This window comes from Bosea beijingensis (assembly GCF_030758975.1).
In the GTDB taxonomy this organism is placed as follows: Bacteria; Pseudomonadota; Alphaproteobacteria; order Rhizobiales; family Beijerinckiaceae; genus Allobosea; species Allobosea beijingensis.
In genome coordinates, this window is the sequence record NZ_CP132359.1 from 5,235,644 (window position 1) to 5,258,006 (window position 22,363).

A 22,363-nucleotide genomic window follows, 5' to 3' on the forward strand; every position below is an offset into this window, starting at 1 on the left:
GGCTCGCGCCGTCGGCTCAGATGCAGGCGGCGATGGCTTCCAGTTGCGCGCTGAGAGCTGGGCCGGCAGCCGGAAAGCGACCATCCAGCGCGGCCGTGCCGATGGTGAAGCCGGCGGCTCCGCATCGACGGATCGCTGCGATCTGCTCGGGGCGCTCGATCGAGCCCGCGACGAGGATGGGCTTGCGCGTCGCGGCGCAAACCGCTGCGATAAGCGCTTCCACATCCGTCCGGGAGCGGTAGGCGAGGAGGTCGAGCCCGCTAACGCCGTCCCGGCTGGCGATGGCACGGGCGCTGCCGGCGATCTCGGCGACCGAGCCTTCCAGAATGCTCGGGTGCCCTGAAACCCGTCCGGGGAAGGGATAGTAGCGGATGCCGGTGCCGCGTAGCAGCGGCAGCACGTCCTCGACATGGGTTCCGCCGAGCAGGTTGTCGACGCCGAGATCGATCGCGGCCCTCACCGAAGCGATTTCGCTGACGCGATCCAGCGAGACGACTTCGAGATAGCTCGTCGCGCCGCCGGCCTTGATCAGGCGGTTGATGGTCCTGAGCTCTCCGAAGGGCAGGCCGATATCCTTGAAGCCGATATGGCGGATGCCAGCCTCCAGCGCCGTCGCGATATGGTCGATGGCTTCCGGCACCGTCCGGTCATGGCGGGTGAGCATGAAGATGAAATCGAGCCCGGCCATGGCCTTCTCCCGGGGGATGCTTGCTCAGGGATGCCACAGCTTCCTGACGGAGAGGAGCCCTGTTTCAACGGCTGGCCCTCAAGCCATGACCAGCCCGCCATCGACATGAAGAACTTGCCCGGTCACAAAGCGGCTCCAGTCGCTGGCGAGGAAGAGTACCGGGCCGGCGATATCCTCGGGCGTCGCGATCCGGCGGAGCGGCGTCTGCGCGATCAGCATCTCGCGCACCTCCTCCGGCGTCTCCGCACTCGCCTGCGTCGGGTAGACCAGCCCCGGCGCGACGCAGTTGACGCGGATGCCGAGTGGGCCGAGCTCGGCCGCGAGATTGCGGCTGAAGCCGGTGAGTGCCGCCTTGGCGGTCGTGTAGTCGTGATAGGGAATGCTCGGCCGTGTCACCAGATCGCTGGCGAGATTGACGATGGTCCCGCCGCTGCGGCGCTGGAGCAGCGGCAGCATCGCGCGGCTGACCGTATAGGCTGCCTTCACCGCCCCCTCGAACTGTTGCTCATAGGCCTCCCAGGGCGTTTCCCAGAAGCGGGCGCGGTTGTCCGGGTCGAAGCGATAGGGCGCGAAGGCGTTGTTGACGACGACGTCGAGCCGGCCGACCTCCTCGGCGATGCGCGTCGCCATGGCGGCGGCGGCCTCGGGCGAGGTGACATCGGCCGCGATGGCGATTGCCTCGCCGCCGAGCGCGCGGCATTCCGCGGCGACGGCCTCGGCCGCAGCCTCGTTCGTCCGGTAGTTGACGACGACGATCCCGCCTTCGGCGGCGAAGGCCTTCGCGATCGCCGCCCCGATGCCGCGGCTCGCGCCGGTGACGAGGATGGCCCTGTCGCGGAATTTCACGGTGCGTTGTCCTTCGCGGGGATCAGGTCGCTCTTCACCACCGTCTTCATGTCGATCTGGCGGCTGACCAGACCGAGGCTGCGGAAGGTGTCGGCGCCCTTCTGCAGGGCATCGAGATCGAAGCGGCCGAGGCCCTCGCGCTCCGTCGTCGCCGAGACGCTCGAGGCATTGCGCAGCTTGATGATCTCGAGATTGACCGCCTCGTCACGGCCATTGATGGCGCGGGTGACGGCGATGCGCGCCGCTTCTTCCGGCTTGGCGATCATCCAGGTGGCGGAATCGCGATAGGCGGCGATGAAGCGCTTCAGCAGCGGCTTGTTCTGCTCGTAATAGCTTTCCTTCACGACGAAGATGTCGCTCGGCAGGTTGAGCTGGTCGCGGACCTCGATGACGTTGGCCTCGCCGAGTCCCTTGGCGCGGGCGACGAGCAGGCCGGTATCGGTCGCGGCGGTGGCGTCGACCTGCCCCTGCATCAGCGGCGCGAAATTGAGCAGGCCGGTGGGCTGGACCGTGACGTCCTTCTCGCCGAGGCCGACCTGATGCAGCAGCACGAGCAGGTTCTGATAGGTGCCGCTGGCGAGGCTGTAGACGCCGATGCGCTTGCCCTTGAGATCGGCGGCCGTGCGGATGCCGCTGCTCTTCAGCGCGACGACGTTGAAGACGTTCTGCGGATAGATGTTGTAGATCGCGACGAGCTTCTCGCCCTTGTCGAGCGCGATATAGAGCGCGGCCGGATCGGTGAAGGCGATGTCCGCCTGCCCCGCGAGCATGTTCTGCAAGGCAGCGCCGCCGCCATTGCCGGGGATATAGTCGAGCGCGATGCCCTTGGCCTTGAAGAAGCCCTTGTCCGGCTCGGCCAGCAGGTTGGTGATCTCGCTGATCGGCTGGCTCCAGCCGGCGACGGTGACCTTGTCCAGCGCCTGCGCGCTTACGGGCGCGACGGCCAGCCACGATAGGGCAAGAGCGAGGAGGGCAGGCAAAGCGCGCATGGGTATTCAGCCTTTCGAGAAGCGATGCAGGACGCGGCGCTCGATCAGGCGCACGGCCTCGTAGAGCAGCATTCCAAGGGCGATGATGACGATGAAGAGCGCGAAGATCAGGCTCGAATCCATCACGCTCTGCGCGGCGATGATCGAGGCGCCGAGCCCGGTGCGCCCCCCGATGAACTCGCCGACGACCGCGCCGACCAGTGCCAGCACGACCGCGACGCGCAGGCCCGCCATGATGACGGGCAGCGCCGCCGGCAGCTTGAGGCGCAGCAGGGTCTGGAGGCGGCCGGCGCCGAGCATGCGGAAGAGCTCGCGCCGGGAGGCATCGACCTCGCTGATGCCGGTCAGCGTGTTTTCCATCAGCGGGAAGAAGCAGATCAGCGCGGTGATGACGACGGTCGGCGTCATGCCGAAGCCGAACCAGATGATGAAGAGCGGCCCGAGCGCGAGCTTCGGCACGAGCTGGCTCGCCAGTACATAGGGCCGCAGCAGGCGGCTCAGCGCCGGGAATTCCGCCAGCAGGATGCCGGTGCCGAGCCCGACGACGGCACCGATGCCGAGGCCCAGCGCCATTTCCGTGGCCGTTATCGCCAGATGCGGCCAGAGCCGCCCGGTCATGATCTCGCTCCACAGCGTCGCGAGCACGGCCGAGGGGGGCGGCAAAACGAGCGGCGACAGCCCGCCGAACCGGCACCAGGCTTCCCAACCGGCGATCAGGACGATGAGCAGCAGGAGCGAGGGCAGGCGGGCGATCATGCCGCCGGCCTCCGGCTGACGGCGGCTGCGCCGTCCATTGCGTCGCGCAATTCGCGGCAGGCGGCGATGAAGCCGGGCGCATAGCGCATGTCGCGATGGCGCGGGCGGGCCAGCTCGATCCGGCGCACATGCGTCACGCGGCCGGCCGCCATCACCGCGACCGTATCGGCGAGATAGACGGCCTCGCCGATATCATGGGTGACGAAGAGCGCGGTGGTGCCGTTGAGCGCGCAGAGCCGCAGCAGGTCGTCCTGCAATTCCTCGCGCGTCAGGGCGTCGAGCGCGGCAAAGGGCTCGTCGAGGAGGAGCAGGTCGGGATTGCCGACCAGCGCGCGGGCAACCGCGACGCGGCTCTGCTGGCCGCCGGAGAGCTCGGCCGGCCGGCGCATCGCAAAATCGGCGAGGCCGACACGCTCCAGCAGGTCGAGCGCGGCATCCTTGTCAGCGATTGTCGGGCGGCGCTTCAGCGAGACCGGCAGCAGGACGTTGTCGAGGGCGCTCAGCCAGTCGAGCAGCGTCGGCGCCTGGAAGACGAAGCCGGCGCGCAGGCTCGGGCCGGTCAGCGCCTCGCCGCCGATGCGGACCGTGCCTTCGGTCGGCATCAGCAGGCCGGCGGCGAGCTTGAGCAAGGTGGTCTTGCCGCAGCCGCTGCGGCCGAGCAGGCAATGGATCTCGCCGCGCGGGATCGTCCAGTCGACCGCGTCGACGACGGCCGGGCCGCTCGCGGCATAGCGATAGCTGGCGCGCTCGATGGTGACGAAGCCGGACCTGTGCGGTTCAGTCGACATAGGGCGCGAACCCTTCTGCCGCGGTTTCCGCCGATTGTTCGATCTCGGTGAAGGTGACGAGGTCGAGCAGGCTGAAGCGTCCGTCATGATGCCAGCCGGCCTCCGGCGCGGTCATGCGGCCGAGCGGGGCGATGCGGCTGACACCGATTGCGCCCAGTTGCTCGGAAAGCCGGAACAACCGCTCCGGCGAGGCTGCGACGCCGGCCGTCTGCAGGAAGCTGCGATAGGGCGCGACGAGGGCAGGGACATCGTCGAGGCTCTCGACTGTGACGAGCTTGAGCGTGCGGTTGAGCCCGGTCGGACTCAGGGCTTCCGGCGTCTCGACATGGACGACGCTCCAGGCATCGGTGGGGTCGCCGAGAAGGTTGGCCGTGCCGTCCATCGCGCGGGTTTCCTGCGCCGCGCGCCATGACACGATCGAGGCGGCTTCGCCCTGTGAAAGAGCGCGGCGCGGATGGCGAGAGGCGAGGGCGGCAAGCTCCTGCGCGACGTAGCGGGCGAACTCTGTGGGATCGACTCGCCCGCCGCGCTCGATGAAGAGCATCTGCGGCGAGTAGCAGCCTTGCTGCTCGTAGCGGGTGACGTCATGGGCCGCGAGGCGGGCGAGGGCAGGGGCCTTGCGGCTGTCGAGCGCCTCGCGTGCAATCACGCCGAAGCCGATCTTGTGGCCATGCGGCAGGAAGCGCGTGGTGATCGGCAGCTTGGCGCGCAGCGCCGTCAGGGTCTTGTTGCCGCCATACGTCATGACGGTTTCGGCCTCGCGCAGGAAGATCGGCTCGGTGGTCGCCTCGCCGCCCTTCCACCAGGTGATGGCGAGGCATTCGCCGATCTCGGGATCGACCTCTGCGAGCAGGCTGGCGAACCATCCGGCCGTCAGCGGCTCGGCCGAGGCGAGCTTGCCGATGCTGCCGGCCTTGACCAGCAATCCGCAGATCAGGCTCCAGAGCGAGAGCGCCGGGACATTGCCGGCCCAGACATGCAGCAGGAGCTGCGGACCATGAGCGCGCAGATAACCGCCCTTGGGCGTCGGCTGGAAACCGTCGAGCACGGCGGGATTGGCGAAATCCTCCGCCAGGAAGCGCTGGAGCTGCGGCTTGCGGAAGGTCTTGAGATAGCCGGTCAGGCCGAGGCGCACCGTCTCGCGATCATAGCCGGTGACGATCGGCAACAGGTGCTCGGCCTTGCGCCGCAGCGGGTGCGTGCGATCGAGCAGGCGCGCGATGGCGGCATCGATCGCGGCGACGATGCGGGCCGTCTCCATCCGCTTCAGCCGGGCGCGGGCATTGTCGCGCACATGCGCGCAGAGCGTTGCCGCCTGCGCTTCGTCGAGTTCCGGCAGCGCGATGACGGCACTCTCGCCCCAGGCGCTGTGGCTGACTTCGCGCCAGCGCAGTGCTTCGCGATTCAGGCCCGGCAGGTGGCCCGCATGCTCGATCACCGTGGTCAGCCCCGTGCTGCCGCGAGGAATTCGGCGACCGCGACCGAGCAGCCCTTCGAGGCCTCGCCATCGACGCGGCCGAGCAGCTTGAACCCGCCGGGCACGATCTCGCCGGCATCCTCGGTCAGGATCGCCGCGACGCAGTTGAAATGGGCGAGGTCGTGATGGACGATCACGCCGCGCTGGCCTTGAGGCAGGTCAGCCCCGGTCAGCGGATCGACCACGCGGCTGCGGATCCAGTGTGGTCCGGATTTCACGGACGGGCAGACGGCGTTGCCGTCGTCATAGAGCTGCGAGCTGAGCTCAGTCATCCCGTACATGTTGATGCAGGACGCGCGCGGCACGCCGAAGGCGCTGGCGAGCCCGTCATAGAACTCGTCCGGTCCCAACTCGCGCGACTGGCCCTTGAAACCGCCGGTATCGAGGATGCGGCTGCCTTCCGGCAGGGCGAAGCGCCGGCCGCTCGCGGCGAGCGCGTCCAGCACGGGCACGAAGGAATAGCTCGCGCCAAGCAGGGCGTAGGGCTCGCCGCTTGTCTCCGCTTGCTCCAGCGCCGACAGAAGCCCGTCCAGGTCGAGCCCGGCCGAATTGATGAAGGTCTCGGAATCCGCCGTGCCGCATTCGCGCTTGGCGAGTGAGAGATAGGTGGCGAGCGAAGAATTCGGCAGCTCCGTCTCGTTCGGGAAGAGAATGCCCATGCGGATGCGCTCGCGGCCCTGCATGAAGCGCGCGCGGAAATTCACCAGCATCGAGCGCTTCCAGACGTCGAGCGTCGGGTGATAGCTGCGGCCGCGAATGCCTTGCGTCGTGCCGCTGGTCATGAAGACGTGGCTTGCCTGCTCAGGCGGGCTGCAACTCAGCGTCAGGTCCTTGAAGGCGGTGATCGGTACGGCCGGGATAGCGCGCCAGTGCCGGACGGAAAGCGGCGTGCGGCCGCGCTGCAGGCAGAAGCGCTTATAGGGCTCGTTGTTGCGGAACTGATAGGCGAAGACCTTGAGCGCCATCGCCTCGAATTCGGCTTCCGACGCGTCGGGAAGCGCGATGAACGCCGATAGCGCCGCGATGATCTCGGCTTGCGTCACTTAAACCCACTCCGTTCGGACGCGCGGCCAGGCCGGGAGCGTCGATCGCTGGAGGATCACGAGCGCAAGCTGGAATCAGGGCCTGTGACGGCCGCATGTCCCGCATCCCTACGCCGGTATGATCCGGATCAGGTTCGGAGGGTCACCGCGTTGCTTGGGCTCGAAAGCCCGGCCGGCGGAATCTCAGCCTCCTAGCGAGGCCCCCCTGGGAACGGATGCAGATGACGAGCGGCGGGCCCCGCTGTCAAGCGATAACGATACGACGTCACGGCGATGGCAGAGATCGACGCGGCGGGCCGTCGGGAAGAAGCCAATTCCGGTTTTGCGGGGATTGCGCTATGCCGCACATGCGAACAGCAATCCACGAGTTGCCATGAAGAGGCGGCTCCAGGGAGTGACCGATGAAGATCGTAATGGTTGGGTCTGGCTATGTGGGGTTGGTCTCCGGGGCTTGCTTTGCGGATTTCGGGCATGACGTGGTGTGCGTCGACAAGGTCGAGGCCAAGGTCGCGGCGCTGAAGCGCGGCGAGATCCCGATCTTCGAGCCCGGCCTGTCGGAACTGGTGCGCAGCAACGCGGCGGCGGGGCGCCTGTCCTTCACCACCGATCTCGCCGGGCCCGTCGCGGACGCGGATGCGGTGTTCATCGCGGTCGGCACGCCCTCGCGCCGCGGCGACGGCTTCGCCGATTTGTCCTATGTCTATGCCGCGACCCGCGAGATCGCCGGGGCGATCCAACGGAAACGGCGGCAACAACGGCAACGGGAATGGGAACAGCGGGAACGGCAACGGAAACGGGGGCAACAACGGCAACGGGAATGGGAACAACGGGAACGGCAACGGAAACGGGGGCAACAACGGCACCGGGAATGGGACCAACGGGAACGGCAACGGAAACGGGGGCAACAACGGCACCGGGAATGGGACCAACGGGAACGGCAACGGAAACGGGGGCAACAACGGCACCGGGAATGGGACCAACGGGAACGGCAACGGAAACGGGGGCAACAACGGCAACGGGAATGGGAACAACGGGAACGGCGGCAACAACGGGAACGGGAACAACGGGAACGGCAACGGAAACGGCAAGAAGTAGCCAGGCTGGCTTCCGGCGCACGGGGGAAGAAGATGTCGCGTCTGCGTATCCACCTGCTGGTCGGGATCGTGCTCTCTGCCCTCGTGCTGTCAGGCGGGCATGGCTGGCTACGGGAACGACTGATCGATCTGCGCTACGGTCTGCTGACCCGGCCCGCCTCCGCCACTATCGCGCTCGTTGAAATCGATCCGCCGTCGATCTCCGCAATTGGGCAGTGGCCCTGGCCGCGCAGCGTTCACGCTAAGCTGCTGCAGGCGCTCGAAAAGGCGGGTGTCAGCGATGTCGTCTTCGACGTGGATTTCAGCTCCCCGTCCAATAGTCAGGATGACGCGGCATTTGCGTCGGCCCTGGAGGCGGCCGGCGGTTCCACGATCCTTCCGGCCTTTCGTCAGCGGCATAGCCCGAGCGCCGATGGGAAATCGATCTACATCAATCGCCCGATTGCCGCCTTCGCCCAGCATTCATGGTCCGGACTCGTCAATGTCCTGCCGGATAGGGACGGGGTCATTCGGCGTTATCCGTTCGGCGCGCGCATCAACGGCGAATTCATCCCGTCCGTGGGGTCGCTGCTCGCGAGCCGGCACGACGACACTGCGCCGAGCTTCCGGATCGACTTCGGCATCCGAACTGAAACGGTCCCGTCCGTGCCGGTCATCAACGTTCTCAATTCCGATGCGAGGGCATTGGCGACCCTTCAAGGCAAACGCGTCATCGTCTCGGGGACAGCCGCCGAACTCGGTGACCATTTTCTGACACCCAACGGCAGGATCATGCCGGGATCGATGATCCAGGTGCTCGCCGCCGAGTCGATCCTTCAGGGACGCGCGATCGGCCTAACCTCGCGCTATACCTCGCTTGCTAGCCTCTTCATCATATCGCTTGGCGTGACGTGGGCGTGGCGCCGGCTCAGCGTCGGCAAACTCGCAACGAGCATGATTGTCATCGCCATCGCGACCGAGACCACCGCGTTTGTCGTGCAGATGCACTGGCCGATCGCGATCGACACGACGCTCGTTGTCGCCGCAGGGCTGACCTATGCACTGGCCGCTGCGCTCGATGAGATCGACATACGCGGGCTGCTGCGAATGGTCGCGGAGCGCCGCTTCCATCGCATCGCCATGTCGCTTCGCGACGGGCTGGTCTGCACCGATGCGGCGGGCCGTATCACACTCTGGAATAACGGTGCGCAGAGCATCTTCGGCTACAATTCGGACGAGATTATCGGCAAGCCGTTCGAGACCTTGTTGGCAGGGCAGGAAAAACGGTCTGGCGTAGGGCCATTCGGCTTGAGCGACCTACCAAGGAGCGCCCTGCAAGACGGCGGTGGCATCCTGACCGAACTTGTCGGCTTGCGATCGAACGGAGAAATGTTCGATCTGGAATGCAGTCTCTCAGGATGGGAGACGCCCGAGGGCTTTCAGCACGGCGCCGTTCTGCGCGACATCTCGCAGCGCAAGCGCCAGCAGGAGCGCATTCGCTACCTCGCCGAATGCGACCCGATATCCGGGTTGCCCAATCGCAACTCGCTGCTTGCGACCCTGGATCGTGAGCATCGCGATGGTCGCGCCGGGAACGCTGCCATCGTTCTGCTGTCCATTGATCGCTATCGACAGATCACGCAGCTTCACGGCGCCTCGGCAGCCGACGCCATAGCGATAGCTGTTGCTCGCCGCCTTCAGAGGCTTTTCCCCGACAGTCCGATGATTGCACGCCTTGCCGGTGACGAGTTCGCAATTCTGGCGTCATCACCGAATGAAGCCGAGGACGTTGCCGCCGCGGCAATGGAGACGTTCCGGCAGGAGGCGATCACGTTCGGCGATCGTGCTCGCCGCGTGCCCCTGTCGATTGGCATTGCCAACAAGGCCGAGGCGACCGACGCGGAGAACTGGCTGGGCAACGGGCAGTTCGCCCTCTCCGCGGCCAAGGCTGCAGCAGCTGCCGAACCAAAGACCTACGAGCCCGACATGCGCGCTGCGATCGAGCGTCGTGAGGTTCTGGAGGCGGAGCTGCGGCTTGCCCTGCAACGCAACGAGTTCGAGCTGTTCTATCAGCCGCAGACCGATCTGCGCAGCGGAGCGGTTATCGGTGCCGAAGCGCTAATCCGCTGGCACCATCCCGAACGTGGGTTTGTCTCCCCCGGCGAGTTCATGCCGGTGGTCAATACGAGCTCCCTTTCCGAGAGTGTCGCAGCGTGGGTCCTGGAAACGGCCTGTCGGCAAGCCGCTGCCTGGCAGCAACGCGGCAACCCGATCCGCATCGGGATCAACCTGACGCAGTCGCAGTTCACGGTCGGCGATCTGGTCGCGGACGTTAAAACCCACCTCGACAGCCTGGCGCTGCGTCCCGATCTCATCGAACTGGAAGTGACCGAGGACATCATCCTGGAAAGCGCCGGCGCCGCGCAGGCCATGCTCGGTTCGCTGCGGGCCCTTGGCGTCAAAATCGCCTTCGACGATTTCGGCACGGGTTACGGCAGTCTGACCTACCTCAAGGCATTCCCGCTCGACACCATCAAGATCGACCAGTCATTTGTGCGCAACCTTGTGCCCGGCAGCGACGATGCGGCGATCGTCCGCGCCACGATAAGGCTAGGTCATGCACTCGGCCTGTCTGTCATCGCCGAGGGCATAGAGACGGAACAGGTCGCAGCGATGCTTACCGCAGAGGGCTGCGACGAGGGCCAAGGCTATCTGATCAGCCGTCCGATCCGAGCTGCGGAGTTTGAGAAGCGCTTCCTACGGCCCTCTACCGAACTCGCTGCCTAACGGCACCGGTCACGGGTCAGGCATAGGCCGGATGTCGGAAGTTGGCGCGATTGCACCGCCGATAAGGTAAAATAGCTTCGGATACGGCTCCAATTTTGGATGCGTCATGCCTGTCGAAGCTCAACAGATCGATCAGCGCCCCGCGTGGAACATCGGTCGTATCGTTGGTCGCAAGCCGCCACTTGCGCCACGCCACATCTGGGCAATCCGAACACGTTTGCAGCAAGATCGGCGGGTTCGAGACCTGGCGATGTTCAATCTCGACAGTAAGCTGCGAGGCTGTGACCTGGTTCGCCTGCGTGTGGGCGATGTCGTACTTTGGCGGAACCGTGAGGTTTGGGACGTCGATCGTCCAGCAGATGACCGCTAGACCTGGTCCACTCGAGCTGACGGACCCGACTCGGGAAGCGCTGACCGCCTGGCTCAGAATGCGTCCGAACGAGTAAGGCGATTGCATTTTCCCCAGTCGCAGCCGGACGGGTGACCATGTGAAACATGGTAATATGGCCGCTTGCTCGATGATTGGGTCTCGCTGATTGGGCTGGATTCTCGGCGCGCCATGCGGGCGCTGGCCAATCGGCTTCATTGGCGGGCCAGGCGGAGGGGAAACGAGCGAAAGTGCTCGCGTTTCGCGAGGCGACAGGGGCTCTTCGCTCCGCGTTTTGAGCGCGTATGCGCCGACCGCCTGTCGGCGGCGCCCATCCCAGATCTCCTCCAAGCAGGCCGGCTGTGGAAACGCTGCGCCGCATCCTCATCCGCAACGTCGTTCGGCACGGTCGCCCACCATGACACGGCAGCCGCAATCGTTATCGCAAGCGGCACAAGGTTCCGATGATCGAGCTCCCTTACTACTTGATCGACAAAATCAAGCTGCTGCGCAATCAGCGAGGGATCGAGCATTCCGGAAGCACTCCAGGACAAAGGTCGTGCTGGCGCTCAAATGCTTCGCGACCCGGGCCGTCTTCGACCTCTTGCGCGGCCTCATCGACGGCGCGACGACAAGCCGCAGAAGTCTTCATAGACAACGTCGCCGACCACGCAGAGGCCTTCGCGGAAGTCGGCAGCTAGGCGATCTCCTATGCGGCGGGCGTTCCGGCCGCTGCTGCGACGCTGCTCATCGCCAAGCGCAACTGGGACGTGCGGACGATTGTCAATGTCGAGGAGCTGGCGCCGAGGCCCTTCCTCGCCCTGCTCGACCGCATGGGACTGCCCACCCACATCAAGGACGCCGATGGCGACCGGCCGCTGAGCTACGCCGAGGAGCGTGCCCGCGCGACAAGGCGCGCCGAGGAACTGGTTCCGGTCGCCTGGATGGAGCCGGCAACGCCTTGCGAACCGGGTATCAGACTGCCGCGGAACAGTTTAGCGCACTCGAAAGCCGCCGGACGGCGTTGGCGACCAGAATATGCACGCTCATGAGCGTTCGGGCCGCCGTCGATCCGGCGTGATGGTTGACGGCTGCATACCGCCGGTATCTCCAGAGGACCGATGCCCCCCAACGAGCCCACCATATCCGAACGGATTGACGAGGCTCGAACACCACGGACAACGGGCGGCGGCCCGCGGCACGCTGCGATTGCAGCTCGCACAGACCAATCTGGAACGAAAAGTCACGGATCCAACTCCCCTGTGCGCCAGCGAACGGCGCGGAACACCACGGTCTGACATTGGTCGAGGCCCGGAGGAGATCGGCGTCAGCACTATCAGACTGCCACGGAGCCCCTCCGGTAAAGACATATTCTTTACGGATCTCCGTAGTCATCAGCGTCTGAATTCGTTTTACCATAGACCGTACATAATCGCGCCGCGACGATCTTCAATCGCACCACAAAAATAACTTCAGAGCACCAATCTGAGATTTGACTTTATTTTTCTTATGCTTCAACATCTCTGCGCTATGATCAAAACCGTTCTTCTGGCCGGTGTTTTCTGCACCGGCAGCCAGCTCGCACGCCAGTAGCCCTGGTTCGACGCCGCCTGAAGGCATTTGAGCGCGTCCGAGCCAGGGTAAACTAGCTGGCCCGGAATTCTCGAGAGGCGATGTGCCATATTTCTCGCCGGCAAGCCCCGCGAGCGCACGAGAACCCGGGCATTTGATGCCAATAGGAAGCTGCTCGAGAAAGCAAACCATGAGCCCTGGCGCCCGAAGCATGCGGCGCAGGAGCGGCTTCCCAGCTGAAAGAACGGATCATGAGCAAGAAGAACCGCAGCGGAAACCGAGAGCCGAAGAAACCCAAGCAGCCGAAACTCCCGGTGCAGACCGCGACCTCCATCGCCGAACTCGGCAAGTTGCAGAGCCAGCCTAGGAAGAAGGGCGGGAAATAGCGAAGCCGGGCGTCCAAGAAACAAGCTGGTGGGCCGGTCGCCCGCCAGCGACGTCGTGGAGATTATTCGCGCCCGCAGCCGGACGCAATGCCTTGATGATCTGGCGTAGGCGCTCGATCTCCGCCTCGCCTCGGAGGCACTTCGAAAGAGCCTCCCGTACATGTCCCCGCCGAAACACGGCCGGCACACACCGTCTGCCAACATTTCTCGCTGTCTGGTCTTATTGTCGTGAGAAGGAGAGCCTTTATGATCACAGGTTCGCAATGTCGTGCAGGACGCGCGCTCGTCGAAGTTACCCGGGCGAAGCTGGCCAGCCGCTCTGGCGTGCATGAAGCCGTCATCGAGCAGTTCGAGCGCAAAGTTCAAGAACCAGAGCCGAAAGAGATCGGTGCCCTCAAGGCCGCGCTCGAGACGCTCGGCGCCGTGTTCATCGAGGACAATGGCGGCGGCATCGGCGTGCGCCTGAAATTCACGGAATCGGAAGCCAAGCGGATCGCTCGCCTGGAAGGTGAAGGCGGCATCGTTTCCAGCGACAGAGTGCCGTGATGTCCTGCCTCATTGATATCACCATTCAACGATGCAATCGGAAACTGAGTGAGAATAAAATGAGAAACGACAACTACTGGATATATGGAACGATACCTTACAAACTTCTGAGATGCCTCGGCTTATACGTTAGGCTTCTGACGATATTGATCAATATGTTGCTGATCGCGATAGCCATAGCAACATTTCCGTACTGGATTCCGACCATGCTCCGAAGGATCGGCATGTGATTCATGATGTCGCTTCGATGGCGCGCCCGACGATCCATTGCACGGTCGCAATCTACGGCCTCCTTCAAGACTTAGGCAGGGATATGGGCCGAGCGGGCGCGAATTCTGAGGGCTTGTGATGCTGGCGAAACAAACTGAGTGATCGATGAGACGAATTCTGGTCAGCACCGACCTGTCGACCAGTTCGGATCGGGCATTCAGGCGGACTACGCTTGTTGCCAAGCAGCTTAGGTCCTCCCTGTCCGTCGTACAGGTCGTCGATGGCCGCGCAACAACTGGCGCGGTCCTACGACAGCAAGCGGATCATTCTGGACGAGACGCCGTTGACGACTGGATGGTCGGCGCCACCGGCGTACTGCTCGCCGTGAAGCCATAGCTCGGACTGCGCCGCAGAGCAGCATTGGCAAAGCAAGCAATGTACCCGCATCGCTGCTGCACCACGCGAGTTGCATTGAACTCCGTCAGCGTCAACCGGCCGGTGGAGGATGGGCCGATCCTGTGGAGCATGGCGGCCTTATGGCATGCGCGGAAGACCGATCCTGATGCCGGTTTCAGTGATGATGTGACGCATCGAGATGTCGAGGGGCTGCGGCATGATCGAAGCCATTGCCGCTTGCTCATAACCGACGCCAATCGCGATCGCGGTTGCAGGCAATTGCGCCAGTGCGATCGAAGAAGCCGCCTCCATAGCCAAGTCGGTAGAGGTCGGGATCGAAGCCGACGAGTGGTGCGATCACGATGTCCGGCACGACCAGCTCGCCATCCGCCGGGATTGGGATGTTCCAGACGCCGGGCGCCAGGCGGTCTCCCTGTCGCCAGTTGCGGAAGATGAGCGGCGCCCGGCTCGCGACCACCACGGGTAGTGCCGTGCGCGCGCCGCGAGCCTGGAGCGCCGCTGGCCAGGGCCGCAGATCCGGCTCGCCGCGGAACGGCCAATAGGCACTGACGACACGCCCGTCGGGGTCGCCGATCAGCGTGTCCAGTGCCCGCGCGATCCTTTCCGCCCCTTCGGCACGGACCGAGGCTGGAAGCGCAAGGCGTTCCGCGATCAGCCGTTCCCGCTGGACCTTGCGCCAGGCCGTGACGCCCTGCGTGGGCGATGGCGGAGGAGCGAGGCCGAAATAAGCGGGATCGACCTCACGCATGAAGCAGAGCGGCGAGGCGTAACCGCGCGGCTCGTCATCGTCATCGTCGGTCATCATCCTTCCGTCTGCGTCGCCACGACGCGCCAGAGATCGTCCGGCACCGCCGGGTTGCGGGCGAACGTCCAGATGCCGACGTTGCGCAACGGGGTCGAGACATTGCGGAAGAACAGGCTCACGGGGCGGCGCAGCAGTTTGAAGGATTCGCTAGTGAAGCGGATCGACAACTCCATCCGCTCCTCTTCGACCCGGGCTTCGACGATCTCGAGCTCGATGCTCGAAAACAAGGTTTCAACCGTCGCTTCACCCACCTCCTCGCGCTCGCCGATCGCCTTGCTGAAGGCATCGTAGACCTCGGGCGAGAGCCAGCTACTCAAAGCACCCCGAGCCCCGGCGTCGAAGGCAGAAACGACCACTTCATAGGTGGCGAGCGCCTTTCCGACGAAAGCCTCGACCGAGGTCGTGCCATCCCGCTGCAAAAATCTCGCGCATGGCGGCGGCTGTGCGCGATGCGATCGCGGACAGGGCACGCGGGTCGGGCTTCTGCTGCGCCTGATCGCCGGCAGTCTGCTCGGCCGGCTCGCCATTCCCCGCCTGTCCGAGCGAAGTCAACTGCTGTGTGAACCAGACGAGGTTCCAATAGATGCAGATCAGCCAAAGCAGCGTGCTCAGCCCGGTGCTGTCGGCTTCATGGGGCATCGCGACCTCCTTGTCCCGGCTCCGGCTCCCGGCGCGCGTCAGGCTTCATGGTCCGTGCCGACGATGCGCGGCAGCGTCTCGAACTGGTGGAAGGGCGGCGGCGAGGATAACGCCCACTCCAGCGTCGTCGCGCCCTCGCCCCACGGATTGTTGCCGGCCGGGCGCTTGCGCCAGAACGCCTCGCCGACCATCACGAAAAAGACCAGTAAACCTGCCGCCGAGATGTAGGAGCCGACCGAGGAAATGAAGTTCCAGCCGGCATAGGCGTCGGGGTAATCGGCATAGTGGCGTGGCATCCCGGCGAGCCCGAGGAAATGCTGCGGGAAGAACACCAGGTTCACGCCAATGAACATCAGGGCGAAATGCAGCCGCCCAAGCCATTCATTGGTCAGGTAGCCGCTCATCTTCGGGAACCAGTAGTAGAAGCCTGCGAAGATGCCGAACACGGCGCCGAGCGACAGCACATAATGGAAATGGGCGATGACGTAGTAGGTGTTGTGCAGGACGCGGTCGATGCCGACATTCGCCAGCACCACACCGGTGACGCCACCGATGGTGAACAGGATGATGAAGCCCATCGCCCAGAGCATCGGCACGCTGAAACGGATCAAGCCGCCCCACATCGTCGCGAGCCAGGAGAATATCTTGATGCCGGTCGGCACCGCGATCACCATTGAGGCGAAGGCGAAATAGCGCTGCGTGTTGAGCGACAGCCCCGCCGTGTACATGTGGTGCGCCCAGACGATCAGGCCGATCGCGACGATGGCATAGGCCATGCCGAGATAGCCGAAGATCGGCTTCTTCGAGAAGGTCGAGACGACGTGGCTGACGATGCCGAAGGCCGGCAGGATCATGATGTAGACCTCCGGGTGCCCGAAGAACCAGAACAGGTGCTGGTAGAGGATCGGGTCGCCGCCGCCGGCCGGATCGAAGAAGGTCGTGCTGAAATTGCGGTCGGTCAGCAGCATCGTGATCGCCCCCGCCAGAACGGGTAGCGCGAAGAGCAGCATGAAGGCGGTGACCAGCATCGCCCAAGCGAAGAGCGGCATGCGGTGCATGGTCATGCCCGGCGCGCGCATGTTCAGGATCGTGGTGATGAAGTTGATCGCGCCCAGGATCGAAGCCGCGCCTGAGAGGTGAATCGACAGGATGACGAAATCGACCGCCGGGCCGGGCTGGCCGACCGCGGATGAGAAGGGCGGGTAGAGTGTCCAGCCGCCGCCATGGCCGGAGGTGCCCGGTGCCCCCTCGACGAAGAGCGAGCAGAGGAAGAGCACGAAGGACGCGACCAATAGCCAGAACGAGATGTTGTTCATGCGCGGGAAGGCCATGTCCGGCGCGCCGATCATCAACGGCACCATCCAGTTGCCGAAGCCGCCGATCAGAGCCGGCATGATCACGAAGAAGATCATGATCAGGCCGTGGGCGCTGACGACCACGTTGAACACCGCCGGGCTGGCGAAGATCTGCATGCCCGGCTGCTGCAGCTCCATCCGCATCGCGACCGACAGGGCCGTGCCCAGCACGCCGGCCAGGCAGGAGAAGATCAGGTAGTGCGTTTCGATGTCCTTGTGGTTGGTCGACAGGAACCAGCGGGTCCAAAAGCCGGGCCGGTGGTCGGCGGTCTCGACGTGAGCTGTCATCTCATTCTCCCTACGAGGCGCAGTGGCTCGGCCCGTGTCGCGGCCAGATCCCCCGCTTGCGGCGCCTCTACCCGCTCGACGCGGCTGCGGCGGACGAGCACGATCTCCGCGATGACAGACAACGCGATTTCCTCAGGCGTGCGCGCGCCGAGAGCGAGTCCCGCCGGGGCCTGGATCCGATCAAGCGCCTGGCGGTCGAAGCCGACCTTGCGCAGATGGGCCAGCACCAACCCGGCGCGCTTGCGGCTGGCGATCAACGCGATATGACCGACCTCGTTCGAAAGCAGGCGGCGAAGTGATTCATGGTCGCCGCGGTGCTGCGTCGCGACGACCGCAAAATCGCCGGCGGCCGGCGTCGCCGCCGCATAGTCGGGATCGTCGGTGATAATGCGGGAGGCCTCGGGAAACCGTTCCGCAACGGCCATGGTGTCATCGACGATGACCGCGAACCCCAGCAGGGCGCCGAAGTGGCACAGGCACTCGGCGACGCGGCCATGCCCCAGGATCCAGAGCGCTGGTCGCGCCAAGACCGGCTCAAGATAGACCCGCAACCGGCCGCCACAACGCATGCCCGCGCCGAGCACCTCGCTGTCGAGATCGACCTCGACGAGTTGCGGCATACCGGTCGCAGAGGCTTCGACCGCGGCATGAGCGACCGTGGATTCGGCGCAGCCGCCGCAGACCCAGCCGGCGATGCCCCCGCCCTAGACATCGAACAGCGCTTTCGCGCCACTGCGGCCTGCGCTGGAACCCTGCGCCTCGACGACGACTCCGAGCGCGAAGGCGCGGCTGGCAGCAGATAGTTCGGCAGCCAGCAGGAGGATATCCGTTCCGGTAAAATCGGCGGCGCGCACGCCCATGGCATCCCCATCCCAGAAGACTGGGCCCGCTATGCTCAGGGAATCCCGCCGGTCAGCTGTTCCACATGGACGATGGCGTTGCCCAGTTCCGCCATGTTGCGCATTTAAAAGAAGCGAACAAACGAATTTAAGGGCAGGTTGAGTGCATTAATTGTACTACAAAGACCGTGGAGGCGCTGCGCATGGATATCGAGCTGGCCCGAACTGTCTGGAGATCGTGCGGATGCGCAGCTTCGTGCGCGCCGCCGAGCAGCTCAACATCAGCCAGACCGCCGTCAGCTCGCGCGTCAAGGCCCTGGAGCAACAACTAGGGCGCCATCTTTTCATCCGCACAAGAACGGCGCCTTGCTGACACCAGCTGCTTGTTCGCGAGCACCGTAGAATGCCTGTGCTAGCTTTGCGGGTGGAGGACAGCTCTCGCAGAATGGCTACAGCCAGGTGCTAGCCGCCATCTTTTCAGGGCCAACCTCGGCCGCCACCTCACCCTCGAAGGATGGAAAAGCGCATGACGGGTTGAAAAACTCAAGCGCTTCACCCGAGCCCTCTCGCGCCCGAAAAGCTCCTCAAATCGCCGAAGAGCGTGAGATCCTCGAAGCTCCCGATGCTCGTCATCTAGCGCCGCATTGATTGCTCACGCCTGGCCGCGGAAACGTCGGAACATACCCGCCGCTCAGCCTGATCTGTTCCATTGATTGAAGAAGCGCTCATTGATGCCTCATCCCGGCTTCATACGGGCAGAAACCGGACTTCTAGCCGTCGCTGGTGTTTCCCAGCGCCTCGATCTTGGACACGACAAACTCGTAGGTCCTCGACTCTTCCAGCAGCGCCATGTCGATATCGCCGTTCTTCAAAGCTTCCAGCATCTTGGCTTTGAACGTCGCGGCGGATGCTTCTCCCTCGTTTTCAGCTATATGCTTCATCGCAAACGAAAGACAAAGATAGATCGAGTTCAGGACGATCTTGATTTGCTCCATTCCTGTTCCGCTGACGTTTTCGGTCTCATCGGCCATTTTTGTCTCCATGCAGGGATTTGAAATTGGAGGCAGAAGACGGTTCTTCTCCCGCTCACGTCATTCCCCAGCATGGTCTCCAACGACCAATTTCGCCGAACTGTTCCGTGCGGCTTGTCACGCGACGCTCCGCGCCGAGCCTCCCGGAACAACTTCTCCCGCGACGCATTTTTCAAACGGAGGCCTTTCTTTCATGATGAAATTCAAGGTAGGCGATCACGTTCGGTGGAACTCAGAAGCCGGGATGGTGAGTGGAAGGATCGTCAAGGTCCATCGCGCTGACTTCGACTATAAGGGCCATCGACATCGCGCTTCGAGGGAAGAGCCGCAGTACGAGATCGAAAGCGACAGGACCGACCACGTGGCGGCTCATAAGGGCACGGCTCTTACGAAGATCGGCTGATGGTGGCGCAGTTCACAACCATTGGCCATTCCAATCGAACGCTTTCCGAGTTCGTGCCGATTCTGCGCGAAGCTGGTGTCGATCTGCTGCTCGGTGTACGCGCCTTCCCGCGATCAAGAACCAATCCCGTATTCAATATTGATTCCCTACCCGGAGCCTTGGAGCGCTTCCAGATTGGGTATCGCCACGTGCCCGAACTTGGCGGGCGGAGGCGCAAGCAGCATGGCGTAGACGAGGAATTAAACGCGTCATGGCGGGTTCAGAGCTTTCATAACTACGCCGACTACGCGCTAAGTGCCGAGTTTTGGAACGCTTTCCAGGAACTGGTGCATCTGGGCACGGGGCGGCGCGTCTCGTTGATGTGCTCGGAGGCCGTTTGGTGGCGATGTCATCGTCGGATCATCACCGACTACCTGCTCTTAAACGGCCATGCTGTGGATCACCTGATGGGGCCGGGCCAAATTGACCACGCTGTTGCGACGCTTGCGGCAAAAAGAACGGCCGCAGGAAGAGTGATCTATCCGCCGGATTCGCCGTAATTTGGTCAGTTATCCGCTGGCTCAAATGACTGCCCCGTATTTGCCGCGACCATATCGATTTCCGCAGGCACATGCCGGATTGGATGATCTCGCCAATCACTCATCAACCACCCTGGCCATTTCGTCTTGAGCACATTCTTGGATCGGGCAAAGCTTTTTCGTCTCCACCCCTTGACGGGCGTGAACCTTGGATATGCCTTCACGCCCCGATGAGAACGACGTTGCCGCATACCTGCACACGGCAGCGCTTGGCACTGACCGCGAACAGGAACGCGCATCCGCTGCCCAGCCAGTCCTTTACATCGTAGCAGCGTTCGCACTGCTCCTTTTGACCGCCTACGCTGCCTATCTCCTGATCAATCGAGAAATTCAGCGCCAGACACTGCCGTCAAAGCTCCAACTCGGGTGGTTCTACGCTGAGGGCAGTTGCGGCGCGTTTCCCGGTTTTCAGCGGTCTTACGCATTCGGCTTGGCTCAGACCACAGTTTCGGCGATCGAGGCGCAGGGGATCGCGTATTTTGCGGACATCGAGAGGGAGGGCCATCGCGCTGAGCGGCCGCTGTTCTCAGGTGAATGGAAGCCCACGCCCTTGCCCTCATCGTTTTTCAAGGACGGCTCGGCGTTCTCACTCCATTGTGGGCGCACCGGCTCCTGGCTATGGCCCCGTGGAATCGAACAGGCGCTGCGAAGCTCAGGAAGCTTCTACAAGCACTCTGGGACCCAAGCGCTTTTCGTCATTCCCCCGCTCGGGCTGGTGGTCGGAAGCCCGTGATAAATCACGCTGCGCCGTTCCGTTTTGAAATTTGAAAGGCATGTGGAACTACGCCCTAACTAGACGCGTTAGGGGCCGTTGCGCGCGCACAGGAGTTGGATTTGAAAACCCGCGTACTGGTTGTTGAGGACGACCCCTTCATCCGCATGGACATCGCCACGATGGTCGAGGACGCGGGGTTCGATGTGATCGAAGCCGGAGACGCCGACGAAGCAGTGACGGTGCTCGAACGCGAACCCGCGATCCAACGTTTGGTCACCGATATTGATATGCCGGGATCGATGGATGGTCTGAAGCTGGCCCGATTGACGCGAGACCGTTGGCCACTGGTCGAAATCATCGTCATTAGTGGCCGGATGAAACCCGCAGCCGACGAGCTTCCCGAAGACGCTCAGTTCCTTAGCAAGCCGATTATGCCTCGCAAGCTTGAAGAGGCTCTTGCGATCTAAGCAGCGTCGATGATCTCGCTCTGGCGGGCGACGCCCGCCGCGAGATACTCTACATAGGTCCGACGCATTGATGCCGTGTTGGGTGCACCAGCGAGCCATTCCATATATTCGACAGGCCGAATCCTGATGAACTGGATTGCTACGCCGCGAGCGAGATGATCTCTCATCACGCGGGATGCCTCTGCGTGCCAACGATCATAATCACACGGCACCTCGTCCTTGTCAGCAGACAGAGCCCAAAGTTCCTCGAAATCGGTACGTTCGTACCACGGCATAGCGATTGTATAAGATTGGGAAGACGGGTTCATGATTAAGCCGATCGTCCGCGTGCGACGCGGGAACTGAGAATGCTAACCGCCCAAGCGGGGTAGTCGGCTTGTAGCTATTGAGCGACCCCAAAGCTGCGGTGTCAATGTGACGTTGCGTTAATGAAGTGGAGATCAATAACGGCGAACACCCAACAAGCGCAAAGCGGGAATGAGCCGATACCTAAAACCACGATCTATCTTGTTGCCAAATCGCGCCTCAAAATGTCGGGCTCCATCAATCTCACGCCCTGGGGAACCAAGAGAATGACCCGCTCGCGGGCGAAGCGCGCTAGTGTTCGGCTAACCGTTTCTACGGTGACACCGAGGTAATCGGCAATGTCGCGACGGGGCATCGGCAGGTGAACGGTGATTGATTTGATGCCAGCCTGCGCCCATCGATCGCGCATCATGAGCAGGAATTCTGCGATCTTGTCTTCGGAGCGTCGGTGTCCGAGAAGCCGCAGGTGATCTTCTGCGGCAGCTAACTGATCGTGTGCGAGCCGATGAAATTCTTCCAGTATCGTTGGATATTCGCGCCACGCCCTGGCGACTGATGACTGCGCAAATGATGTTGCCGTGACCGCATCAATGGCGTCTGCGGAATACCGGCTCTGGCCTGTTAGCGAGGGAATGATCCAGTCACCGGGCAGTGAAAAGCCGGTGATCTGGCGACAACGCGCAGAGACCGCCACATACCGCCGCACCATCCCAGCTTCGATCCGGTAGAAGAACCGACTCGGTTGTCCGGCCCTGAACAGGGTTTCATCCGAAGCAAAAGTACGCGCGCTACCGATATCGGAAAAGATTCTAGACAGGCTTCCCGGTAAATATTTTACGTTACATAATTCTTCAGCCGGATTACACGCGCAAACTAACTCTTCAATGCTATAAGCGCCCGCATAGGACAACGTGATTTCTCCGAATCTCCTTCAAGTTAGATCGGCAGGATAATGCCTTGAACAAATATGCGCCACATATGAAATGCTCGGT

27 protein-coding genes and 1 riboswitch are annotated in these 22,363 nt (G+C 63.2%); of the genes, 9 read left to right on the forward strand and 18 right to left on the reverse strand.

The annotated features are described in order from the left end of the window. Nucleotides 1-16: 16 nt before the first annotated feature. The 7 genes from Q9235_RS25185 to Q9235_RS25215 all read right to left on the reverse strand — a co-directional run bounded on the left by Q9235_RS25185 (nucleotide 17) and on the right by Q9235_RS25215 (nucleotide 6,587). Entirely contained in the window at nucleotides 17-688 is a 672-nt protein-coding gene (locus Q9235_RS25185) for a beta/alpha barrel domain-containing protein (protein WP_306224489.1), read from the reverse strand. Between the two features lie 78 nt (nucleotides 689-766). Beyond that, the gene (locus Q9235_RS25190) at nucleotides 767-1,534 is read right to left on the reverse strand and encodes a glucose 1-dehydrogenase (protein ID WP_306224490.1); all 768 of its coding nucleotides are present in this window, start codon (nucleotides 1,532-1,534) and stop codon (nucleotides 767-769) included. Beyond that, complete coding sequence (locus Q9235_RS25195) at nucleotides 1,531-2,523, reverse strand: ABC transporter substrate-binding protein (RefSeq protein WP_306224491.1); 993 nt, start codon at nucleotides 2,521-2,523, stop codon at nucleotides 1,531-1,533. Before Q9235_RS25195 ends, Q9235_RS25190 begins: the two co-directional genes overlap by 4 nt. Nucleotides 2,524-2,529: 6 nt before the next feature. Further along, nucleotides 2,530-3,279, reverse strand: coding sequence for an ABC transporter permease (locus Q9235_RS25200; RefSeq protein WP_306224492.1), 750 nt, complete (start codon nucleotides 3,277-3,279; stop codon nucleotides 2,530-2,532). Further along, the gene (locus Q9235_RS25205; protein WP_306224493.1) at nucleotides 3,276-4,067 is read right to left on the reverse strand and encodes an ABC transporter ATP-binding protein; all 792 of its coding nucleotides are present in this window, start codon (nucleotides 4,065-4,067) and stop codon (nucleotides 3,276-3,278) included. Before Q9235_RS25205 ends, Q9235_RS25200 begins: the two co-directional genes overlap by 4 nt. After that, nucleotides 4,057-5,505 carry an acyl-CoA reductase gene (locus Q9235_RS25210; protein ID WP_306224494.1) on the reverse strand — a complete coding sequence of 483 codons (1,449 nt, stop codon included), beginning with the start codon at nucleotides 5,503-5,505 and terminating at the stop codon, nucleotides 4,057-4,059. Before Q9235_RS25210 ends, Q9235_RS25205 begins: the two co-directional genes overlap by 11 nt. A 5-nt stretch (nucleotides 5,506-5,510) precedes the next feature. After that, nucleotides 5,511-6,587, reverse strand: coding sequence for a LuxE/PaaK family acyltransferase (locus tag Q9235_RS25215; protein ID WP_306224495.1), 1,077 nt, complete (start codon nucleotides 6,585-6,587; stop codon nucleotides 5,511-5,513). 87 nt (nucleotides 6,588-6,674) lie between these two features. Then, nucleotides 6,675-6,804: riboswitch (TPP riboswitch) on the reverse strand. A 184-nt stretch (nucleotides 6,805-6,988) separates the two neighbouring features. Here Q9235_RS25215 and Q9235_RS25220 point away from each other — a divergent pair. Further along, entirely contained in the window at nucleotides 6,989-10,447 is a 3,459-nt protein-coding gene (locus Q9235_RS25220) for an EAL domain-containing protein (RefSeq protein WP_306224496.1), read from the forward strand. A 16-nt stretch (nucleotides 10,448-10,463) separates the two neighbouring features. On the opposite strand, the gene Q9235_RS25225 is transcribed toward Q9235_RS25220, so the two are convergent. Continuing rightward, a complete protein-coding gene (locus tag Q9235_RS25225; RefSeq protein WP_306224497.1) occupies nucleotides 10,464-10,904 on the reverse strand; it encodes a hypothetical protein in 441 nt (146 codons plus the stop codon). A gap of 1,359 nt (nucleotides 10,905-12,263) precedes the next feature. After that, entirely contained in the window at nucleotides 12,264-12,578 is a 315-nt protein-coding gene (locus Q9235_RS25235) for a hypothetical protein (protein ID WP_306224498.1), read from the reverse strand. A 59-nt stretch (nucleotides 12,579-12,637) separates the two neighbouring features. On the opposite strand from Q9235_RS25235, the gene Q9235_RS25240 reads away from it, so the two are divergent. The 3 genes from Q9235_RS25240 (at nucleotide 12,638) to Q9235_RS26945 (ending at nucleotide 13,924) form a co-directional block, all read left to right on the forward strand. Next, nucleotides 12,638-12,772 carry a hypothetical protein gene (locus Q9235_RS25240; RefSeq protein WP_306224499.1) on the forward strand — a complete coding sequence of 45 codons (135 nt, stop codon included), beginning with the start codon at nucleotides 12,638-12,640 and terminating at the stop codon, nucleotides 12,770-12,772. 246 nt (nucleotides 12,773-13,018) lie between these two features. Next, nucleotides 13,019-13,318: an XRE family transcriptional regulator gene (locus tag Q9235_RS25245; protein WP_306224500.1), complete on the forward strand. Its 300-nt coding sequence runs from the start codon at nucleotides 13,019-13,021 to the stop codon at nucleotides 13,316-13,318. Between the two features lie 375 nt (nucleotides 13,319-13,693). Further along, on the forward strand, nucleotides 13,694-13,924 hold the full coding sequence (locus Q9235_RS26945; RefSeq protein WP_422678240.1) for a universal stress protein: 231 nt from the start codon (nucleotides 13,694-13,696) through the stop codon (nucleotides 13,922-13,924). Nucleotides 13,925-14,165: 241 nt separating this feature from the next. Here Q9235_RS26945 and Q9235_RS25250 read toward each other — a convergent pair whose 3' ends face one another. From Q9235_RS25250 to Q9235_RS25275, 6 genes are all read right to left on the reverse strand, one after another. Next, nucleotides 14,166-14,750 (reverse strand): 5-formyltetrahydrofolate cyclo-ligase, encoded by a 585-nt coding sequence (locus Q9235_RS25250; RefSeq protein ID WP_306224501.1) that lies wholly within the window; start codon nucleotides 14,748-14,750, stop codon nucleotides 14,166-14,168. After that, the gene (locus tag Q9235_RS25255) at nucleotides 14,747-15,169 is read right to left on the reverse strand and encodes a Tim44 domain-containing protein (protein ID WP_306224502.1); all 423 of its coding nucleotides are present in this window, start codon (nucleotides 15,167-15,169) and stop codon (nucleotides 14,747-14,749) included. Before Q9235_RS25255 ends, Q9235_RS25250 begins: the two co-directional genes overlap by 4 nt. Next, the gene (locus Q9235_RS25260) at nucleotides 15,108-15,389 is read right to left on the reverse strand and encodes a hypothetical protein (RefSeq protein ID WP_306224503.1); all 282 of its coding nucleotides are present in this window, start codon (nucleotides 15,387-15,389) and stop codon (nucleotides 15,108-15,110) included. Before Q9235_RS25260 ends, Q9235_RS25255 begins: the two co-directional genes overlap by 62 nt. 38 nt (nucleotides 15,390-15,427) lie before the next feature. Beyond that, nucleotides 15,428-17,032 carry a cytochrome c oxidase subunit I gene (gene ctaD, locus Q9235_RS25265; protein WP_306224504.1) on the reverse strand — a complete coding sequence of 535 codons (1,605 nt, stop codon included), beginning with the start codon at nucleotides 17,030-17,032 and terminating at the stop codon, nucleotides 15,428-15,430. Next, nucleotides 17,029-17,652, reverse strand: coding sequence for an XdhC family protein (locus Q9235_RS25270; RefSeq protein ID WP_306224505.1), 624 nt, complete (start codon nucleotides 17,650-17,652; stop codon nucleotides 17,029-17,031). The genes ctaD and Q9235_RS25270 overlap by 4 nt, the downstream gene beginning before the upstream one ends. Nucleotides 17,653-17,736: 84 nt before the next feature. After that, on the reverse strand, nucleotides 17,737-17,892 hold the full coding sequence (locus tag Q9235_RS25275; RefSeq protein WP_306224506.1) for a hypothetical protein: 156 nt from the start codon (nucleotides 17,890-17,892) through the stop codon (nucleotides 17,737-17,739). A 223-nt stretch (nucleotides 17,893-18,115) separates the two neighbouring features. Between Q9235_RS25275 and Q9235_RS25280 the strand changes: the two genes are divergently transcribed. Further along, a complete protein-coding gene (locus Q9235_RS25280) occupies nucleotides 18,116-18,244 on the forward strand; it encodes a LysR family transcriptional regulator (protein ID WP_422678241.1) in 129 nt (42 codons plus the stop codon). Nucleotides 18,245-18,641: 397 nt separating this feature from the next. On the opposite strand, the gene Q9235_RS25285 is transcribed toward Q9235_RS25280, so the two are convergent. Then, nucleotides 18,642-18,902, reverse strand: coding sequence for a hypothetical protein (locus Q9235_RS25285; protein WP_306224507.1), 261 nt, complete (start codon nucleotides 18,900-18,902; stop codon nucleotides 18,642-18,644). A gap of 193 nt (nucleotides 18,903-19,095) precedes the next feature. Between Q9235_RS25285 and Q9235_RS25290 the strand changes: the two genes are divergently transcribed. From Q9235_RS25290 to Q9235_RS25305, 4 genes are all read left to right on the forward strand, one after another. Next, on the forward strand, nucleotides 19,096-19,305 hold the full coding sequence (locus tag Q9235_RS25290) for a hypervirulence associated TUDOR domain-containing protein (RefSeq protein ID WP_306224508.1): 210 nt from the start codon (nucleotides 19,096-19,098) through the stop codon (nucleotides 19,303-19,305). After that, the gene (locus tag Q9235_RS25295; RefSeq protein ID WP_306224509.1) at nucleotides 19,305-19,844 is read left to right on the forward strand and encodes a DUF488 domain-containing protein; all 540 of its coding nucleotides are present in this window, start codon (nucleotides 19,305-19,307) and stop codon (nucleotides 19,842-19,844) included. Before Q9235_RS25290 ends, Q9235_RS25295 begins: the two co-directional genes overlap by 1 nt. Nucleotides 19,845-20,031: 187 nt before the next feature. Further along, nucleotides 20,032-20,616, forward strand: coding sequence for a hypothetical protein (locus Q9235_RS25300; RefSeq protein WP_306224510.1), 585 nt, complete (start codon nucleotides 20,032-20,034; stop codon nucleotides 20,614-20,616). Nucleotides 20,617-20,717: 101 nt separating this feature from the next. Next, nucleotides 20,718-21,065, forward strand: coding sequence for a response regulator (locus Q9235_RS25305; protein WP_306224511.1), 348 nt, complete (start codon nucleotides 20,718-20,720; stop codon nucleotides 21,063-21,065). On the opposite strand, the gene Q9235_RS25310 is transcribed toward Q9235_RS25305, so the two are convergent. Further along, nucleotides 21,062-21,373 (reverse strand): hypothetical protein, encoded by a 312-nt coding sequence (locus Q9235_RS25310; protein WP_306224512.1) that lies wholly within the window; start codon nucleotides 21,371-21,373, stop codon nucleotides 21,062-21,064. The genes Q9235_RS25305 and Q9235_RS25310 overlap by 4 nt on opposite strands. Before the next feature lie 194 nt (nucleotides 21,374-21,567). Further along, a complete protein-coding gene (locus Q9235_RS25315; RefSeq protein ID WP_306224513.1) occupies nucleotides 21,568-22,281 on the reverse strand; it encodes a Crp/Fnr family transcriptional regulator in 714 nt (237 codons plus the stop codon). Between the last annotated feature and the right edge of the window lie 82 nt (nucleotides 22,282-22,363).

Excerpts from the sequence above, each read along its gene's own strand:
- Q9235_RS25185 (WP_306224489.1), bottom strand. The coding sequence starts at position 688 with ATGGCCGGGCTCGATTTCATCTTCATGCTCACCCGCCATGACCGGACG.
- Q9235_RS25195 (WP_306224491.1), bottom strand. The coding sequence starts at position 2,523 with ATGCGCGCTTTGCCTGCCCTCCTCGCTCTTGCCCTATCGTGGCTGGCC.
- Q9235_RS25200 (WP_306224492.1), bottom strand. The coding sequence starts at position 3,279 with ATGATCGCCCGCCTGCCCTCGCTCCTGCTGCTCATCGTCCTGATCGCC.
- Q9235_RS25205 (WP_306224493.1), bottom strand. The coding sequence starts at position 4,067 with ATGTCGACTGAACCGCACAGGTCCGGCTTCGTCACCATCGAGCGCGCC.
- Q9235_RS25220 (WP_306224496.1), top strand. The coding sequence starts at position 6,989 with ATGAAGATCGTAATGGTTGGGTCTGGCTATGTGGGGTTGGTCTCCGGG.
- Q9235_RS25225 (WP_306224497.1), bottom strand. The coding sequence starts at position 10,904 with ATGCAATCGCCTTACTCGTTCGGACGCATTCTGAGCCAGGCGGTCAGC.
- Q9235_RS25235 (WP_306224498.1), bottom strand. The coding sequence starts at position 12,578 with ATGGTTTGCTTTCTCGAGCAGCTTCCTATTGGCATCAAATGCCCGGGT.
- Q9235_RS25240 (WP_306224499.1), top strand. The coding sequence starts at position 12,638 with ATGAGCAAGAAGAACCGCAGCGGAAACCGAGAGCCGAAGAAACCCAAG.
- Q9235_RS25245 (WP_306224500.1), top strand. The coding sequence starts at position 13,019 with ATGATCACAGGTTCGCAATGTCGTGCAGGACGCGCGCTCGTCGAAGTT.
- Q9235_RS26945 (WP_422678240.1), top strand. The coding sequence starts at position 13,694 with ATGAGACGAATTCTGGTCAGCACCGACCTGTCGACCAGTTCGGATCGG.
- Q9235_RS25250 (WP_306224501.1), bottom strand. The coding sequence starts at position 14,750 with ATGATGACCGACGATGACGATGACGAGCCGCGCGGTTACGCCTCGCCG.
- Q9235_RS25260 (WP_306224503.1), bottom strand. The coding sequence starts at position 15,389 with ATGCCCCATGAAGCCGACAGCACCGGGCTGAGCACGCTGCTTTGGCTG.
- ctaD (WP_306224504.1), bottom strand. The coding sequence starts at position 17,032 with ATGACAGCTCACGTCGAGACCGCCGACCACCGGCCCGGCTTTTGGACC.
- Q9235_RS25270 (WP_306224505.1), bottom strand. The coding sequence starts at position 17,652 with ATGCCGCAACTCGTCGAGGTCGATCTCGACAGCGAGGTGCTCGGCGCG.
- Q9235_RS25275 (WP_306224506.1), bottom strand. The coding sequence starts at position 17,892 with ATGGGCGTGCGCGCCGCCGATTTTACCGGAACGGATATCCTCCTGCTG.
- Q9235_RS25280 (WP_422678241.1), top strand. The coding sequence starts at position 18,116 with ATGCGCAGCTTCGTGCGCGCCGCCGAGCAGCTCAACATCAGCCAGACC.
- Q9235_RS25285 (WP_306224507.1), bottom strand. The coding sequence starts at position 18,902 with ATGGCCGATGAGACCGAAAACGTCAGCGGAACAGGAATGGAGCAAATC.
- Q9235_RS25290 (WP_306224508.1), top strand. The coding sequence starts at position 19,096 with ATGATGAAATTCAAGGTAGGCGATCACGTTCGGTGGAACTCAGAAGCC.
- Q9235_RS25295 (WP_306224509.1), top strand. The coding sequence starts at position 19,305 with ATGGTGGCGCAGTTCACAACCATTGGCCATTCCAATCGAACGCTTTCC.
- Q9235_RS25310 (WP_306224512.1), bottom strand. The coding sequence starts at position 21,373 with ATGAACCCGTCTTCCCAATCTTATACAATCGCTATGCCGTGGTACGAA.